Source organism: Sutterella faecalis (assembly GCF_006337085.1).
Classification (GTDB): Bacteria; Pseudomonadota; Gammaproteobacteria; order Burkholderiales; family Burkholderiaceae_F; genus Sutterella; species Sutterella faecalis.
This window is the reverse complement of record NZ_CP040882.1, coordinates 1,953,023-1,969,063: the sequence shown is the minus strand read 5'-3', so window position 1 is coordinate 1,969,063 and position 16,041 is coordinate 1,953,023. Positions and strand designations below refer to the sequence as shown.

Here is a 16,041-nt window from a genome sequence, read left to right as displayed (position 1 = left end):
GAGTTCCCCTAACGCGCTCATTAAGATGTAGGCACGAAAAAGCCGCTTTCAGCGAAATTAATCGGAGCAACTGATGGACAACACCACAGACCGCCGCCGGCGCCCCGGACTTCTTGCCGAAATCATTCTGGTCGTCGCGGTCAAGCTCTTCCTCATTTTCTGTCTTTGGTACCTGTTTTTCAGTCCTGAACACCGGACTGATGTCACTCCGCAGAAGATGGGCGATGCGCTTCTCGGCGCTCCGGCGGCAACCTCGGAACCCCGCTAACAACTCTCAAAACCACATCAGGAGTCTCAAGTGATCTCAACTGATCTTGTTGACCTGTCACGCCTGCAGTTTGCGTTGACCGCGATGTACCACTTCATTTTTGTGCCACTTACGCTGGGACTGTCGTTCCTGCTGGTGGTCATGGAAGTGACGTATGTCCTCACGGGCAAAGAGATGTACAAGGACATGACCCGCTTCTGGGGCAAGCTCTTCGGCATCAACTTCGCTCTCGGCGTCGCTACCGGCATTACGATGGAATTCCAGTTCGGCACGAACTGGGCCTACTACTCTCACTATGTAGGCGATATTTTCGGCGCACCGCTCGCCATTGAAGGCCTGATGGCCTTCTTCCTTGAGTCGACCTTCATCGGCCTCTTCTTTTTCGGCTGGGATCGCCTGTCAAAAGGTAAGCACCTTTTTGCCACGATCATGATGGCCCTGGGCTCAAACCTCTCCGCACTCTGGATTCTCGTCGCCAACGGCTGGATGATGCACCCCACCGGCGCGGAATTCAATTTCGAAACCATGCGCATGGAGATGACCAACTTCTGGGCCGTCTTCACGAGCGAATGGGCGCAGGCTAAGTTCGTCCACACGGTTGCCGGCGGCTACATGACGGGCGCCATGTTCGTGATGGCTGTTTCGGCCTACTACCTCCTCAAGCGCCAGGACGTCAAGTTTGCAGCTTCGTCCTTCCGCCTCGCCGCTGCATTCGGCATCGTTTCAAGCATTCTTACGATCCACATGGGCGACGAATCGGGCTTCCTCGTGACGCGCGATCAGCCCACCAAGATTGCCGCCATGGAAGCCACGTGGGATACCCATGAGGCTCCGGCTCCGCTCACGCTGTTTGCGATCCCCAATGAAGCTGAACAGAAAAACGCCATGGAAATCAGCATTCCCTGGGTGTTCGGCCTGATGGGCACGCGTTCGCTTTCCACGGAAATTCCGGGCATCAAGCAGCTTGAAGCCCAGGCTGAAGAGCGCATCAAGAATGGCCAGAAAGCCGTTGCGACTCTGGAAGCGCTCCGCAAGGATCCGAAAAACGAAGCACTGCGCACTGAATTCAAGGCGCTCCAGCCCGACCTCGGCTTTGGCCTTCTTCTGAAGCGCTACACCGAAGACGTCACCCAGGCCACCCCGGAAATGATCAAGCAGGCCGCTCAGGATACGACGCCTCAGGTTGCGCCGATGTTCTGGAGCTTCAGGCTGATGATCAGCTGCGGCCTCGGCATGGCGCTGATCTTCGTGCTCGGCCTTGTCTTCTCCATGAAGAAGACCCTTCAGAATCAGCCGCTCTACCTGCGCCTCACGCTCCTTGCGCTCCCGCTGCCCTGGATCGCCTGCGAGGCCGGCTGGTTCGTTGCTGAATACGGCCGCCAGCCCTGGACGATTTACAACATCCTGCCGACGCACCTGTCTGTTTCCTCGCTCTCGACGGGCGACCTGATCGGTTCGATCCTCGGCTTCGTTGTTCTCTATACGCTCATGCTCATCGCCGAAATGTGGCTGATGATCCGCTTCAGCCGCAAGGGTCCGAGCTCGCTCGGCACCGGCCGCTATCACTTCGAGCAGAAGTAACCCGGGAGCATTGACAAAATGATCGATTATGAAATTCTGAAAGTCATCTGGTGGCTCTTCATCGGCGTGCTCCTCACGGGCTTCGCAGTGATGGACGGCCATGACATGGGCGTCGGCTCACTGCTGCCTTTCCTCGGCAAGAACGACAATGAGCGCCGCGTGATGATCAATTCCGTCGCCCCGCACTGGGACGGCAATCAGGTGTGGCTCATCACGGGCGGCGGCGCCATGTTCGCTGCCTGGCCGATGATGTACGCCGTGGCGTTTTCGGGCTTCTACTGGGCGATGCTCATCATCCTCGCCGCGCTCATGTTCCGCCCGCTCGCCTTCGACTACCGCAGCAAAGTGGCCGCCACCCGCTGGCGCACGTCCTGGGACTGGCTCCTCTTTATCGGATCGGCCGTTCCTCCCGTGATCTGCGGCGTTGCGTTCGGCAATCTCCTTCAGGGCGTGCCCTTTGAGATTGATGCAACGATGCGCCCGGTTTATACGGGGAGCTTCTTCGGCCTCCTCAATCCGTTCGGACTTCTTTGCGGCGTGCTTGCGCTTCTGATGGTTGTCTTCCACGGCGCCAACTACCTGGCGCTGCGTACGGAAGGCGATCTTCATGACCGCGCCGTAAAGGTTTCCGGCATTGCCGGCATCCTTACTGCCGTACTCTTTGTGTTGGGCGGCATCTGGGTCTACATGGGGATTGACGGTTATGTCGCCACCGCCGGTCTTGATCCTGCAGGTCCGGCGAATCCGCTTGCGAAGACGGTTGAAGTTCAGGCTGGCGCCTGGTTTGCCAACTACAGCGCTCTGCCGGTGCTCTGGGTCATTCCTGTGCTCGGCATTGCCGGTGCGCTTCTGGGCTCGGTGCTCGTGAAGAAGGGCCGCATCTGGCCGGCCATCCTCTGCTCGTCCGTTACGATCCTCGGCATTGTTCTCACACCGCTCATTTCGATGTTCCCGTTCGTGATGCCGTCCTCGACGATGTTCAATGCCGGCCTTACCATTTGGGACTGCACGAGCTCTCAGCTCACGCTTGAGATCATGCTTTTTGTCACGCTCATCTTCCTGCCTATCGTGGTTTTCTACACGTCCTGGGCCTATCGCGTGATGAGCGGCAAGCTCAATGCTTCGTACATCGAAAAGAACACGCACTCCCTTTACTAATTGAAAACGCCTCTGACTTCAACTTCCGGACTGTCTTAGACAAAGGCAGTTCGGAATTGAGACGGATTCGCCCATCAGGAGCACAACACGATGTCTTACTTCTACTGGATTGCAGGTCTCTCCTGCGCGGTTCTCCTTGCGGCAACGCTTGAAAGCTACGCATCACGCAATGACGACTGATCTTGAAAAGCCGCTGGAGCGCATTTCCGGAAGCGCCGGCGAGAAGAAAAGCGGTTCTCCTTTTCTGAGAGTTCTTTCACTTCTCGCCGCCCTTGCATGCGCCGCGCTCGTCATTCTTTATCCGCGAGCCATTGCTCATGATGCTGCCGGCGTTCCTCACGGCTTTTTGGTCGGCATGCTCATCGGCATGAGCATTCTCTGGGTCTATGGCTTCGGCTTTGTGCCGCGTCATCCGCTCATTCGCCGTATTTTTTCGCCGCTCGTCGGCTGGGCGCTGCTGCTCGGCTTCGGGGCGGCCGTTTTTCTCCACTGACCATGCCTGAACAGTCCTCTCTTTACGCCGCCATCGGCGGCGAGGACGGCATTGCAAGGCTTGTCGCCTCATATGTACGCATATTGAGGGATGATCCTTCCTTCGGACAGCTGAGAGCGCTTTATACGCTTGAAGGCATCAAACGTTATGACAGCCGCATGCGCGAATTTCTTTCGGGCTGGCTTGGCGGGCCGGCGCTCTATCAAGAGCGTCACGGGCTGCCTATGCTAAGGGAATCGCATCGTACCATTCCCATCGACCAGGCGCTGATGCAGGAATGGATGCGCGTAATGCGTATGGCACTCAATGAAGCGATTGCCGATCCGGCTCTTCGGCTTCGTCTGGAAGGGGCCTTTGCCCAAATGTCGGAAAGTCTCATCAACAAGCGCTGAAAACTCGCTTTTCGCAATGCTTCAAATGCGAAAACCCGTTTCTTCTCCATGAGGAAACGGGTTTTCGTTTTTGCCAGTCCGTCAATCAGGTCCAGCGCTGCGTTTCGCGCTTGAGATATTCCGGATTGATCTGTACATCCGCCGTGTCGCTGTTTATCCAGATCACACTGTCCTGAATGGTGACAGCAAACTTCATGCTTCTTGCCGCCATGGCAGCCAGTGCATCAGCCTCAGGGTCAGGAATAAAAATGACTGTCAGCTTGTCGATTTTCGAAAGCTCTCCCTTCACAGATTCCCACCAGGGTTTTGTACGCGCCTCATCGTATGCGAGGACGAGCACATATTCGCTTTTGCCTGCTGCCTTGCGCACCGTCCGCACATCGGGCGCACCGAGCTCCACCCATTCGATGATGGCTCCAGTATCGTCCGTTTCCCAGAGCGCTGGTTCCCCCTCTGAAGACAGGCCGCGACCAAATTCAAGGTGTTCGCCGGCGCGCACGCACCAGGCGAGGACGCGCAGCATCAGACGCTTTTCTGTCTCAGAGGGATGTCGGGCAATCGTGAGCACAGGCTGCCCATACCATCCTCGATCCAGATTCGAGATGGAAAGCTGCGCCTTGTAGACCATTGCGCCGAGAGCCATGAAAACTTACTCCTAAGGAGAAATTGCGGGGGAATTGTTCAGTATAGCGTTGCGGCACTCCGTCGACCTCAGGATTCCCCGGAATCAGTTCATGGGCATCGGCTCGCGCCGCACAAGCCGCTTCCAGCCGTAAAGAATACGGTACGACACCCAAATGCCGAGCACGAGCAGACCGCCGATCAGCGTGAAGAATCCGATGCCGATGAAGGCAAGCGGCATTGAAATAATGTAGAGGAGAATCATCCAGAGGAGCGCGTACCAAAACGTGCGGATCTGCCAGGAGAAGTGCGAATCCACAAAAGTCCCGCGGGCATCGGAGCGGAAGATGTAGTTGATGATCACGGCGAGTATGGATGGGCCGGAAAAAACAAAAGCTCCGGCAATGGATAGTCCTGCCGAGAGGAGACCCATCAATATGGAAATGCTATGGAGACCATAGACAATGTGCGCAACAGTGATCGTCCCAGATGCCGGCTCAACATAGTCTTCGAACCGATCACGGTGTTCAATATCCACTATCTCGTTCGGATCGCGACGGGCATAGCGTTTCTCTGGCATGCTTCTTCTTCCTTTTTGATCTGCGGAAAGCTCTTTCCCAAAGTCTCAATATTATGTTAGATGCACTCTCAGACTGGTCTTCAGCTGCAGTTTTTGCCGCTGCTCTGCTGTCTCCCGGATGGGGCGCACTTCTCGCGGGCGGTTTTGCCTGGGTGTTTGCATCGAGTCCGGAACTTCTTGGTATTTGCGCCGCGGCAGGCGGCTTTCTGCGAGACGCCGGCATCTATGAAATTCTTCGCCGCAAAAATGCTGAAATGCAAAAAATGCCCGCTGGACACTTTTCGCTGTTTTCATGCATCGCGTTACAATCGATTCACCTCTTTCGGGTGGACCTAGCGCGCCGAGCCGCCGTCGACTGCGTTCCAAGTCTTCATTTTTTCGGAGCACTTGCCGCAGGCTCCTGCTTCGGGGCCCTTGTAGGCGTCTTGCTTGCCTATTTCGGACTTGCCGCATATTTCGGCGGCTGGGGCCGCGAATCCGCCTATCCCATACTTACCGGCCTCATTGTACTTGCGCTTCTCGTTTCCGAAACGTGGCGCATAGTGCTTGAACGCCTGATTCTGAGATACCGTTTACATGAGAATTCTCCTCGTTGAAGATGACGACATGATCGGCGAAAGCGTCGTCGCCGGCCTCGAATGCGAAGGCCATGCCGTTGACTGGGTCCGTGACGGCAACTCCGCCCTTTTAGCACTCAATACGACAACCTTTTCACTCGTCATACTTGACCTCGGTCTTCCCGGCAAGGATGGTCTGCAGGTTCTCAAGGAAATGCGCGCCAAGCGCAACGCGACGCCCGTTCTCGTCACGACTGCCCGAGACACAGTCGACGACCGCATCCTCGGCCTTGATACAGGCGCTGACGACTATCTTGTCAAGCCCTACGACCTCGATGAGCTTTCAGCGCGCATCCGCGCACTGCTGAGGCGTTCCGCAGGCCGTGCTGATCCGATCCTTGAGCGAGGCGAACTCCGGATCTCGCCGCACACTCGCGAGGTGACATACCGTGGGGAACCCGTCATTCTTTCGTCGAAGGAATATGCGCTTCTCTTTGCACTTGCCGAACGGCAGGGCGTTGTCTGGAGTCGTTCACAGCTCGAGGAAAAACTCTACAACTGGGACAATACGGTCGGATCAAACGCTATTGAAGTGCACATCCACCATCTGCGCAAGAAGCTCTCGGACAGCGCCATTAAAACTGTCCGCGGCGTAGGCTATTTGCTTGAAACCTGATCGCCTGACACATAAAAGGCCAAGCATGACCTCTATTCGCAGGAAGCTCCTTTTTACGCTTCTTTTAGCGCTTCTTGCTGCCGGATTCACGACAGCCACCGCTACCTTTTTTTCCGCGCAGGCGGAGTTCAATGAATTCCTGGACACTCACCTGCGCGAAACCGCGGAGTCGCTCGGCGACTCCGTGCGGCACAGCATGCCGACCAAGGAGCCCGAGCACCTTACCATCATTGGCGATGCACCGAGCTATCGCGTAATCGTTCAAGTCTACGATTCGGCTCACAACAGTCTCTGGCAGCGGGAAGGGGCGCCTGCCATGCCTCTGCCGGAAGGCCCCGGGTTCGGACTTGTCAAGGTTGAAGGGAAAACCTGGCGCACTTATTCCGTCGCCGTCGGACCTCTTGTCATCACTGCCGGACAGGATCTTGAGGTACGTACCTCACTCGCGGCCACCGCAGCCTTCCGCATCCTTCAGCCGCTTTGTCTGCTTTTGCCCTTCATCGCCATCGCCGTCTGGATTGTTGTCGGCAGCGGCCTCGCGCCGCTCGAAAAAACCGCACGATCCGTAGCGCGTCGATCGCCGACTTCGCTCGAACCACTTTCTACTAAAGGGCTTCCCGCCGAGCTCGCGAGCCTTGTAAACGCCATCAATGATCTTCTGCGGCGCCTCGCAGACAGTCTCTCTGCCCAGCAGCGATTTGCCTCAGATGCCGCGCATGAATTACGAACGCCTCTCACGGCGCTGAAGCTCCAGGTGCAGCTCGCCCAGAGAGCAAAAACGCCCGAAGCGCAGCAGAAATGCTTCTCGCGTCTCAACGAAGGCATTAATCGAGCAACTCGCCTTGTGCAGCAGCTTCTCACAATTGCCCGGCTTGATCCGGATGCATCCAAAAAACCAATGACGACCATCAATCTTGCTGAGCTTGTCAAAAGCGTGAGAGACGACATGGCGCCAATAGCTGCCCAGAAGCACATTGAAATTACGGAAGATGCCCGGCCGGCAATGCTCGACGGCATGGAAGATGCTATTCGACTGATGGTAACCAACCTCACGGACAACGCCATCCGCTATACGCCCGAGGGCGGACGCATTGAAATCACTTCCTCCACCGAACACGGCCTCTCTGTACTGCGTGTCTGCGACAACGGCCCGGGCATTGCCCCCGAAGAACGCAGCCGCGTTTTCGACCGCTTCTACCGAGCGCTCGGCACCAAAACGTCCGGTACGGGCCTGGGCCTGGCCATCGTGAAGCGCATTGTCGACATTCATCACGGCACCGTAGCGATCGAGGACGGTCTGGATGGACGCGGAACCATCTTCAAACTTTCGTTCCCTCCACTCGGCGCTTCATCTCCCCACACAGCCATGACGCCTACCAGTCACAGCTGAAGAGACTCTCTCATCTCTTCTGTTACAAATTTAACCTGGCCAAAACACGCTTTACTCTAGTGTTTCTGAAGGATTTCACTCCCTCAGGTAGAGTTTCTGCTATTAGAAACACAGAGAACCGGTCGATGCACCCGGCATCAGGCTAAGAGGAGCCTTTTTCATGAAGTCGTTCACTAAGACCACGCTTGCTGCTGCTCTCAGCGCAGCGCTGATCCTTGCCGCCCCGCTTTCTGCCAGCGCGGCAGATTCTGAACAGCCGACTACCCAGTCAGCTGCTCAGCTTCCCAATTTCGTCAAGCTGGTTGAAGACAACGGCCCCGGCGTCGTCAATATTTCCGTTATCAAGAATGCCCGTACAGTTTCTGTGCCCTTCGGCATTCCCGGAATGGATGAACGTCATGCGGACATTTTCCGTCGCTTCGGCTTCCCCATGCCGTTCGGCGGCGGTGAGGAGGAAATTCCTGAGCAGCGCGGCACCGGCTCAGGCTTCATCATTTCCGATGACGGCCTCATCATGACCAATGCGCACGTGGTTGAAGGCGCTGACCGCATTGTCGTTCGGCTCACCGACAAGCGCGAATTCACCGGCAAAGTACTTGGTACCGATAAGCAGACCGACATCGCCATTGTCAAAATTGACGCCAAGAATCTTCCCGTTCTGAAAATCGGCGACTCGCAGAAGCTGAAGGTCGGCGAATGGGTGGCGGCCATCGGCAGCCCCTTTGGCCTCGACAATACAGTGACTGCCGGCATCGTTTCCGCTCTTTCGCGCAATCTGCCTACCGATCAATACGTTCCTTTTATTCAGACCGACGTTGCCGTCAATCCAGGCAATTCGGGCGGCCCGCTCTTCAATATGGCGGGTGAAGTGGTCGGCATCAACTCGCAGATCTTCTCGACTTCGGGCGGCTTCATGGGCCTTTCCTTCGCCATTCCAATCGATCTTGCCATGCAGATCAAGGATCAGCTTGTGAAGGACGGCAGGGTCACCCGCGGCTACGTTGGCGTCTACATCCAGCAGATCACTCAGGAACTGGCCGACTCCTTTGCACTCAAGACGCCTGAAGGCGCTCTGGTGACGAAGGTCGAAAAGGGCAGCCCTGCAGAAAAGGCCGGACTCAAGGCGGGCGACGTCATTACGGAATTCAACGGCAAGAAGATTACGTCCTCCGTGTCGCTTCCGATGCTCGTTTCTTCAGTTCGCCCCGGCACCAAGGCTGAGCTTACGGTGATCCGCGACAAGAAGGAGCAAAAGCTCTCCATCACCATCGGCACCAATCCCAATTCGGATCAGTCTGCCGGCGGCGCAGCCAAGGAAAGCGGACACCGTCTCGGCATTGAAGGCCGCATCCTCACGGATGAGGAAAGCCGCGAAGCCGATACGACGGGACTTCTCATCACCAAAGTGGGCAAGTTCGCCGCTTCCATCGGCCTCACTCCGGGCGACATCATCGTGAGCGCCAACGGCAAGCTGGTAAAGAGCGCTGAAGATCTTCAAAAGGCCTGCCGCGAGGACAAGGTGCTTCTCCTCGTACAGCGCGATGGAGGCCGCATCTTCATCCCGGTTCGCTTCGATAAGGACCAGAAGAAGTAACCTCTTTTCGGACCAGCTTTAAAAAATCCCCCGTTCTTGCTGAAGACCGGGGGATTTTTTCATTCGTCGTCCGTTTAACGACTGGGATCAGCACTCAAACACGTCTTCGAACGTCTTGCCCTGGGCCTTAGCCTGATCCCAGCGCCAGAGGACGCGCAGACGCTCAATGGCACAGTCCCGCATGAGCCTGCGATTCATTGTGGGGTTAAAGAGAAGCGATCCTCTCAGCCCTTCCAGATAGGAACGTACGGAGACAATCCGTACTTCCATCTCCTCATCCGTCACGTCGACATTGCTGTTCGGATCATGGTGAATGACATCAATCACATGCTCGCAAACGCGGCGATTTGCCGCAACGCAGATATCGAGCACCCGGGGATTCACCATTGCTTCACTCGCAATGAAAATCGAGAGGCGCATCGACTCCGGATCCATGTAGGCATCTACAAGTACCGAAATCTGCCTCAATACGCGTTCTTCATGCTTCTCGCCAGGAATCTCCTCCGCCGACCGCGTGACAGTCGAAAGAAAGCGAGAAGTCTGGCGTTCAACAAGCGCCTCTACAATTTCTTCTTTATTTTTGAAATAATTGTAGATATTTCCGAGGCCATTTCCGCTTTCACGAGCAATATCGCGAAGTTTCAGCTGATGGAGCCCTGCAGTAAAGACGCAGCGCTCGGCAGCATCAACGATTTCCTCGCGATGCTGCTGGAGTGCGTCAGACGCTTCTTTTGCCGCGCTCACTCGGACACCTTGCCGTCAGCCGCTGCCGGCTGAGCAATCCGCGTGCCGCCGCCGAGGACCTTGTAAAGCGTCACCATGCTGGAGGCACGGGCGAGCTCAGCGGTTATCAACTGCTGATCGGCCGATACTTTGGCGCGCTGCGCATCAAGCACCTCCGTATATGCAGCCGCACCGTGCTTATAGCGGGAATTAGACAACTCATAGGCGCGTCCGGCAGCTTCTGCGTAGTCGCGGCGGGCGGCAAGCTCACGCTCAACCGTACCTTCCGTGGCGAGTGCATCCGCGACTTCACGGAAAGCCGTTTGAATCGACTTTTCGTAGGTTGCTGCGGCAATCTGCTGCGACGCTTCCGCGGCACGCAGATTAGCGAGGTTGGCGCCGCCCGTGAAGATCGGAAGCGAAATGCTCGGCGCGAAATTCCAGATGCCCGTGCCCTTGGCAAAAAGATCGCTCAGATGCATCGCGCCGCCGGTGGAACCCGCAGCGGCGGTAAGCGAAATGCTCGGGAAGAAAGCCGCACGAGCCACGCCGATATTGGCATTGGCAGAAATCATGCCGCGCTCTGCGCTCATGATGTCGGGACGGTTCAGAAGCACCTCGCTCGGCACACCATCAGGCATTGAGGCAGGCAAAGTACTGTCGAGAACCAATGTCTCCGGCAAGAGCGCCTCATCGACCTTGGCGCCAACGAGAAGCTCGAGGGCATTGCGATCCTGTGCAACCGCTCGGACGTACGAAGCGATCTGCGCACGGGCGGCAGCCACAGTCGTACGAGCCTGCTCGTAGTCGAGCTGGCTCGCTGCGCCGTACTTATAGCTCTCTTCAACGAGACGGAAGCTTTCTTCCTGACTCTTAAGTGTCTCTTCCTGAAGCGTCAGCTGAGCGCGATCGGCCGAAAGCGTAAGCCACGCCATAGCGACTTCAGCGATGAGCGAACCCTGAGCGGTACGCTGCGCATCCTCGCTCTGCAGGTAGCTCTGCAGCGCCTGTTCGGTGAGATTGCGCACGCGCCCGAAGAAATCCAGTTCATAGCTCGACATCGCAAGCTGTGCAGTGTACGAGTGGGTCGTAGACATGCCCCCGCGCACATCAGACGCCGTGTTGGAAGCTCGAGCCGCCACCGTCGGGAAAAGTTCCGCCCGCTGCACGCCGTAAAGCGCACGCGCCTTTTCAACATTGAGCGCACTTATTCTCAGGTCGCGATTATTTGCAAGTGCCAGCTCAATCACCTTGTGCAGGCGCTCGTCGCGAATGAAGTCCTGCCACTCAGGGAGCGACTCGCGCTTCATTTCACTCGTTTTATAAGACTCGCCCATCGGCCATTGATCGGCGACAGGAGCAGCCGGACGTTCGTAGTCGGGAGCCAGATTGACGCATCCCGAAAGAATCATGGCAGCCGCCAGCGGAAGAATCGGCAGAAGTTTTTTCATGTTTTGCTGCTGTCCTCTAGGACAGATTCCTTCATTGAAAATGAGTTCGGTCTTCTGAGGCGTCTTCCTCTAAAAAATCCTGAGGAAAACGCCTCTAGAGAAGGCCTTATCAGACTGCGGCGGTTTCAGTTACTGCCTTTGCAGCAGGCTTCCCGGGCTTGCCGGAAATCCTGTGCGAAATGCGGCTGATGAAGACAAAGAAGGCCGGAACGAATGCCACGCAAAGCACCGTACCCGTAATCATGCCCCCAAGCACGCCCACGCCAATGGCATTCTGAGCGCCTGAACCGGCACCATGCGCAACCGTAAGCGGCAGCACGCCAAGACCAAAAGCGAGCGACGTCATCAGAATCGGACGCAGACGGAGCTCAACCGCATGCAGAGCCGAATGCACAACATCCTCACCTTGCTCGAGCAGATCCTTCGCGAACTCGACGATCAAAATGGCGTTTTTACTCACCAGTCCCATCGTCGTCAGCATGCCCACCTTGAAGTAGACGTCATTGTTCATGTCGAGGATCCACGTGAGGCCCAGAGCGCCCACGATGCCGCACGGAATGACAAGAAGAACCGCAATCGGCACAGACCAGCTTTCATACAACGCTGCAAGGCAGAGGAACACCACAAGCAGCGAGATTGCATAAAGCGCTGCTTCCTGCGAACCGGCCTGACGCTCCTGATAGGAAACGCCATTCCACGAGATCGTGTATCCCTCAGGGAAGGTCTTTTGCGCGATTTCTTCAACAGCCTTCATTGCATCACCCGAGGAAACACCCTTGGCGGGGCTGCCTTGAATATTGACGGAAGAAAGACCATTGAAGCGCTCGAGGTTCGGGCTGCCATAATCCCAGGACATCGTCATGAATGCCGAGAACGGAACCATTTCGCCCTTATCGTTGCGCACGTGCCAACGCTTCAAGTCATCGGGTTGCATGCGAGCCGCCTGATTGCCCTGCACCCAGACCTGCTTCACGCGTCCGCGATCAAGAAAATCGTTGACGTAGGAACCGGCAAGAGCCGTAGAAATGGTGGAATTCACGGTCGAAATATCAAGACCCAGTGCAGAAAGCTTCTCGTAGTCGAGATTCAGCTTCATCTGTGCCGTGTCATCCATGCCGTTGTGACGAACCATCGTCAGCCTGGGATCCTGATGCGCTGCGGCAAGGAATTTATTCCTCACTTCCATCAGCTTCTGATGCCCCTGCCCCTTCTGATCCTGGATGAAGAAGTCAAAACCGTCTGCAACGCCAAGTTCCGGCACGGCCGGGAGCGGGAAGACAAACGTACTTGCGTTCTTGAATTCAGGCGACATCATGAAGGCGCCCATAGCGCGGCCCTGAATAGCTTCCACGCTCTGGGAAGCATTCGGACGTTCTTCCCAATCCTTAAGCTTCAGGAAGCCCAAAGCCATATTTTGGCCGGAACCTGCAAAGGAGAACCCGCGCACGGCAAAGAAGCTGTCGAGCGTTTCCTGCTCGGTCTTCTGCAGGAATCCTTCAACACGGCGAAGTTCCCGATCCGTACGCTCCATCGTAGCCCCCTGCGGAAGCTGCATCGTAAGGAGCGCAACACCCTGGTCTTCAGCCGGCATGAAGCCTGTCGGAAGCTTGATGAAGCCGATCACCATGGCGGCGACCACAATGGCGTAACTGACAACAAGCAGCAACGGATGATGAATGAAGCCAGCGACGGAGTCGCGAACCGCAATCGTCAGCGCTTCGAAACCGCGGTTAAACCAACCGAAGAAGCCTCCCTTGCCCATGTGATGTTCATGGTCCACTGGCTTGAGGATCTTTGCGCAAAGCGCTGGAGTAAGCGTCAGGGCGATGACTACAGAAAGCGCCATGGCCGAAACGATTGTGATTGAGAACTGGCGATAAATCACGCCGGTCGAACCGCCGAAAAATGCCATCGGCACAAACACAGCCGAAAGCACCATGGCAATACCCACCAGAGCGCCGGTAATCTGGCCCATGGACTTCACAGTCGCGTCATAAGGGCTCGAACCGTCCTCGCGCATCACACGTTCGACATTCTCCACCACCACAATGGCATCATCCACCAGCAGGCCAATCGCAAGCACCATGGCAAACATGGTGAGCATGTTGATGGAGAAGCCCGTAATGGAAAGCATGCCGAAAGTGCCCAGAAGCACCACCGGCACCGCAATCGTCGGAATGATCGTGGCGCGCCAATTCTGAAGGAAGAGGAACATCACGAAAACGACGAGGATGATGGCTTCAACGAGCGTCTTCACAACTTCATGAAGCGCGGCACGCACAAAGGGCGTGGTATCGAACGGAACAACAGCCTCGACGCCCGCCGGCAGCAGGTGCTTAAGCTCTTCAACACGCTCCATCACCGCCGCCTGAGTCTCAAGCGCGTTGGAGCCGGACGCAAGCTTCACGGCAATACCCGAACTCGGGTAGCCCTGATACGTGCCGAAGGCTGTATAGGACTGCTGTCCGAGCGCAACTTCAGCAACATCACGCAGATATACGTTGGCGCCTTCATCCGTCACCTTGAGCAGAATATTGCGGAACTGCTCCGGCGTCTGCAATAAGCTTGAAGAAGAAATCGTCGCCGTAAATTCCTGCTTGCCGTCAGTAGGCTGACCCGCCAGACTGCCCGTGGAAACCTGAGCATTCTGAGCGGTGATCGCGGCCGTAACGTCTGAAGGATTGAGCTTATATTTGACAAGTTTGTCCGGATCAAGCCAGACGCGCATGGCATACGACGAGCCGAAAACCTGAACTTCGCCTACACCACTCACGCGAGACAGCGGCTCCTTAATGCTGGCCTCAAGGAAGTCGCCAAGGTCGCCCGCCGTCATGGACGGGTCCTTGCTCATGAAGCCCACAACCATCAGGAAGTTAGCCGACGTCTTTTGAATTTCGACACCGAGCTGCTGAACAACCTGCGGCAGCGATGTCAGGGCAGTTTGAATCTTGTTCTGCACCTGCACCTGAGCCATATCTGGATTGGTGCCCGCCTCAAAGGTCACGGTGATGCTCACGCGGCCTGCCGAGTCGGAAGTCGAATTCATGTAGAGATAGCCGTCAAGACCCGTAAGGTTCTGCTCAATGATCTGAGTGACGGTGTTCTCAATCGTCTCGGCCGAAGCACCCGGATAAGTAGCGGTGATGCTTACCTGCGGAGGCGCAATCTGAGGATACTGACTCACCGGCAGCGTCTCAATGGAGAGCAGGCCCGCGAGCATGATCACGATTGCAATCACCCACGAAAAAACGGGGCGATCAATAAAAAAACGCGAAAACATGAATCAGCGTCTCCGAAGCTTAGAAAAGCGGCTTGCCTTCCGGCGCCGTCTTGGGATCAAACTCCTTCGGAGCAACCGTCGCACCCGGAGCAGTACGCTGGAAGCCCTCGAACATCACGCGCTCGCCTTCCTTGAGACCAGAAGTAACGAGCCAGTATGTACCCATCGTTTGACCAACCGTAATAGAGCGCTGCTCGACTTTGTTGTCTGTACCGACAACATAGACATAAGCATTGCCCTTCAGATCACGCATTACCGACTGCATGTGCACAAGAATGCCTTGCGGACGAATGCCTTCCGAAAGGTTCGCACGCACAAACATGCCCGGAAGCAGCTGACGCTGGGGATTAGGGAATACAGCACGAAGCTTCACGGTCCCCGTACCTTCATCGACGATCGCGTCGGTGAAAGTGAGCTTGCCGGTTTCTGAATAGGTCGATCCATCAGAAAGGATGAGCGACATGGGAGCCGCACCATCAGCATCCGTCTTCAGTTCGCCCGCAGCAATTTCCCGCTGAATGCGAAGCAGATCTTCCGCTGTCTGTGTAACGTCAACATAGATGGGATCAAGCTGCTGCACGGTTGTAAGTGCCTGAGCTTGATAAGCCGTGAGAAGTGCGCCTTCCGTAAATTCGGAACGCGAGACGCGTCCGGAAATCGGGGAACGAACCTTGGTGTAGTCAAGATTGATCTTTGCCGTAAGAACAGCAGCCTCACCCGACTTCACCGCCGCCTGAGCGGACTTCAGCTGAGCCTGCGCGGCATCGTCAGACTGCTTGGACACCGCATTGATCTTCACGAGCTCGCGGGAGCGTTTGGCATCAGCCTGAGCCTGTGCGAGCGTAGCCCGCGCCTGAGCAAGCGTTGCTTCAGCAGTCTTCAGCTGCGCGTCATAGAGGGCAGGATCAATCTGATAGAGCTGGTCGCCCTCTTTAACTTCCTGACCTTCCTTGAAGAGTCGCTTCTGGAGAATGCCGTTTACCTGCGGGCGCACCTCGGAAACGTTATACGCACTGGTGCGGCCCGTCAGGACCGTATCAATGCGCACTGCCTGAGGCTTCACGGTAACCACCACAACTTCGGAAGGCGGCCGTGCCTGTCCCTGGGCAGCCTGAGCCTGGCTGATCAGGCCCTCATGATGAAAACTGGTCAGCAGGAGAGCCGCTCCAAGAGCTGCGCCAACGGCGACATGTATCGCTTTTCGTGTAAACAACATTCTCAATCCAACCTGATTGATGTTTCAATATAGAAATTCGGCATCACTCTGAACCTTTGTT

The 16,041-nt window shown here is 56.3% G+C and carries 15 protein-coding genes; 9 read left to right on the top strand and 6 right to left on the bottom strand.

The genetic code is table 11. The annotated features are described in order from the left end of the window. The first annotated feature begins 73 nt into the window (after nucleotides 1–73). The 5 genes from cydP (at nucleotide 74) to FG381_RS08165 (ending at nucleotide 3,892) form a co-directional block, all read left to right on the top strand. On the top strand, nucleotides 74–268 hold the full coding sequence (gene cydP / locus FG381_RS08185; RefSeq protein WP_139688364.1) for a cytochrome oxidase putative small subunit CydP: 195 nt from the start codon (nucleotides 74–76) through the stop codon (nucleotides 266–268). Nucleotides 269–298: 30 nt separating this feature from the next. After that, complete coding sequence (locus FG381_RS08180; RefSeq protein ID WP_139688363.1) at nucleotides 299–1,849, top strand: cytochrome ubiquinol oxidase subunit I; 1,551 nt, start codon at nucleotides 299–301, stop codon at nucleotides 1,847–1,849. 18 nt (nucleotides 1,850–1,867) lie between these two features. Further along, nucleotides 1,868–3,007: a cytochrome d ubiquinol oxidase subunit II gene (gene cydB / locus FG381_RS08175; RefSeq protein ID WP_139688362.1), complete on the top strand. Its 1,140-nt coding sequence runs from the start codon at nucleotides 1,868–1,870 to the stop codon at nucleotides 3,005–3,007. 169 nt (nucleotides 3,008–3,176) lie between these two features. Further along, nucleotides 3,177–3,500, top strand: coding sequence for a cyd operon YbgE family protein (locus FG381_RS08170; RefSeq protein ID WP_174857860.1), 324 nt, complete (start codon nucleotides 3,177–3,179; stop codon nucleotides 3,498–3,500). A gap of 2 nt (nucleotides 3,501–3,502) precedes the next feature. After that, nucleotides 3,503–3,892 (top strand): globin domain-containing protein, encoded by a 390-nt coding sequence (locus tag FG381_RS08165; RefSeq protein WP_139688361.1) that lies wholly within the window; start codon nucleotides 3,503–3,505, stop codon nucleotides 3,890–3,892. 85 nt (nucleotides 3,893–3,977) lie between these two features. On the opposite strand, the gene FG381_RS08160 is transcribed toward FG381_RS08165, so the two are convergent. Further along, the gene (locus FG381_RS08160) at nucleotides 3,978–4,535 is read right to left on the bottom strand and encodes a YaeQ family protein (RefSeq protein WP_139688360.1); all 558 of its coding nucleotides are present in this window, start codon (nucleotides 4,533–4,535) and stop codon (nucleotides 3,978–3,980) included. Between the two features lie 84 nt (nucleotides 4,536–4,619). Further along, on the bottom strand, nucleotides 4,620–5,093 hold the full coding sequence (locus FG381_RS08155; protein ID WP_226960211.1) for a DUF4870 family protein: 474 nt from the start codon (nucleotides 5,091–5,093) through the stop codon (nucleotides 4,620–4,622). Nucleotides 5,094–5,146: 53 nt separating this feature from the next. On the opposite strand from FG381_RS08155, the gene FG381_RS08150 reads away from it, so the two are divergent. The 4 genes from FG381_RS08150 (at nucleotide 5,147) to FG381_RS08135 (ending at nucleotide 9,310) form a co-directional block, all read left to right on the top strand. Continuing rightward, nucleotides 5,147–5,689 carry a hypothetical protein gene (locus FG381_RS08150; RefSeq protein ID WP_139688359.1) on the top strand — a complete coding sequence of 181 codons (543 nt, stop codon included), beginning with the start codon at nucleotides 5,147–5,149 and terminating at the stop codon, nucleotides 5,687–5,689. Further along, a complete protein-coding gene (locus FG381_RS08145; protein WP_139688358.1) occupies nucleotides 5,670–6,326 on the top strand; it encodes a response regulator in 657 nt (218 codons plus the stop codon). The genes FG381_RS08150 and FG381_RS08145 overlap by 20 nt, the downstream gene beginning before the upstream one ends. 25 nt (nucleotides 6,327–6,351) lie before the next feature. Further along, nucleotides 6,352–7,716: an ATP-binding protein gene (locus FG381_RS08140; RefSeq protein WP_139688357.1), complete on the top strand. Its 1,365-nt coding sequence runs from the start codon at nucleotides 6,352–6,354 to the stop codon at nucleotides 7,714–7,716. 160 nt (nucleotides 7,717–7,876) lie between these two features. After that, nucleotides 7,877–9,310, top strand: a complete 1,434-nt coding sequence (locus tag FG381_RS08135; protein ID WP_139688356.1) for a DegQ family serine endoprotease — start codon at nucleotides 7,877–7,879, stop codon at nucleotides 9,308–9,310. 87 nt (nucleotides 9,311–9,397) lie between these two features. Here the strand turns inward: FG381_RS08135 and FG381_RS08130 are convergent, their stop codons facing one another. The 4 genes from FG381_RS08130 to FG381_RS08115 form a co-directional block, all read right to left on the bottom strand. Then, the gene (locus tag FG381_RS08130; RefSeq protein WP_139688355.1) at nucleotides 9,398–10,054 is read right to left on the bottom strand and encodes a TetR/AcrR family transcriptional regulator; all 657 of its coding nucleotides are present in this window, start codon (nucleotides 10,052–10,054) and stop codon (nucleotides 9,398–9,400) included. After that, on the bottom strand, nucleotides 10,051–11,484 hold the full coding sequence (locus FG381_RS08125; protein ID WP_139688354.1) for an efflux transporter outer membrane subunit: 1,434 nt from the start codon (nucleotides 11,482–11,484) through the stop codon (nucleotides 10,051–10,053). Before FG381_RS08125 ends, FG381_RS08130 begins: the two co-directional genes overlap by 4 nt. Before the next feature lie 109 nt (nucleotides 11,485–11,593). Continuing rightward, nucleotides 11,594–14,764, bottom strand: a complete 3,171-nt coding sequence (locus FG381_RS08120) for an efflux RND transporter permease subunit (RefSeq protein WP_139688353.1) — start codon at nucleotides 14,762–14,764, stop codon at nucleotides 11,594–11,596. Nucleotides 14,765–14,783: 19 nt separating this feature from the next. Further along, nucleotides 14,784–15,980: an efflux RND transporter periplasmic adaptor subunit gene (locus tag FG381_RS08115; protein WP_139688352.1), complete on the bottom strand. Its 1,197-nt coding sequence runs from the start codon at nucleotides 15,978–15,980 to the stop codon at nucleotides 14,784–14,786. Nucleotides 15,981–16,041: the final 61 nt, after the last annotated feature.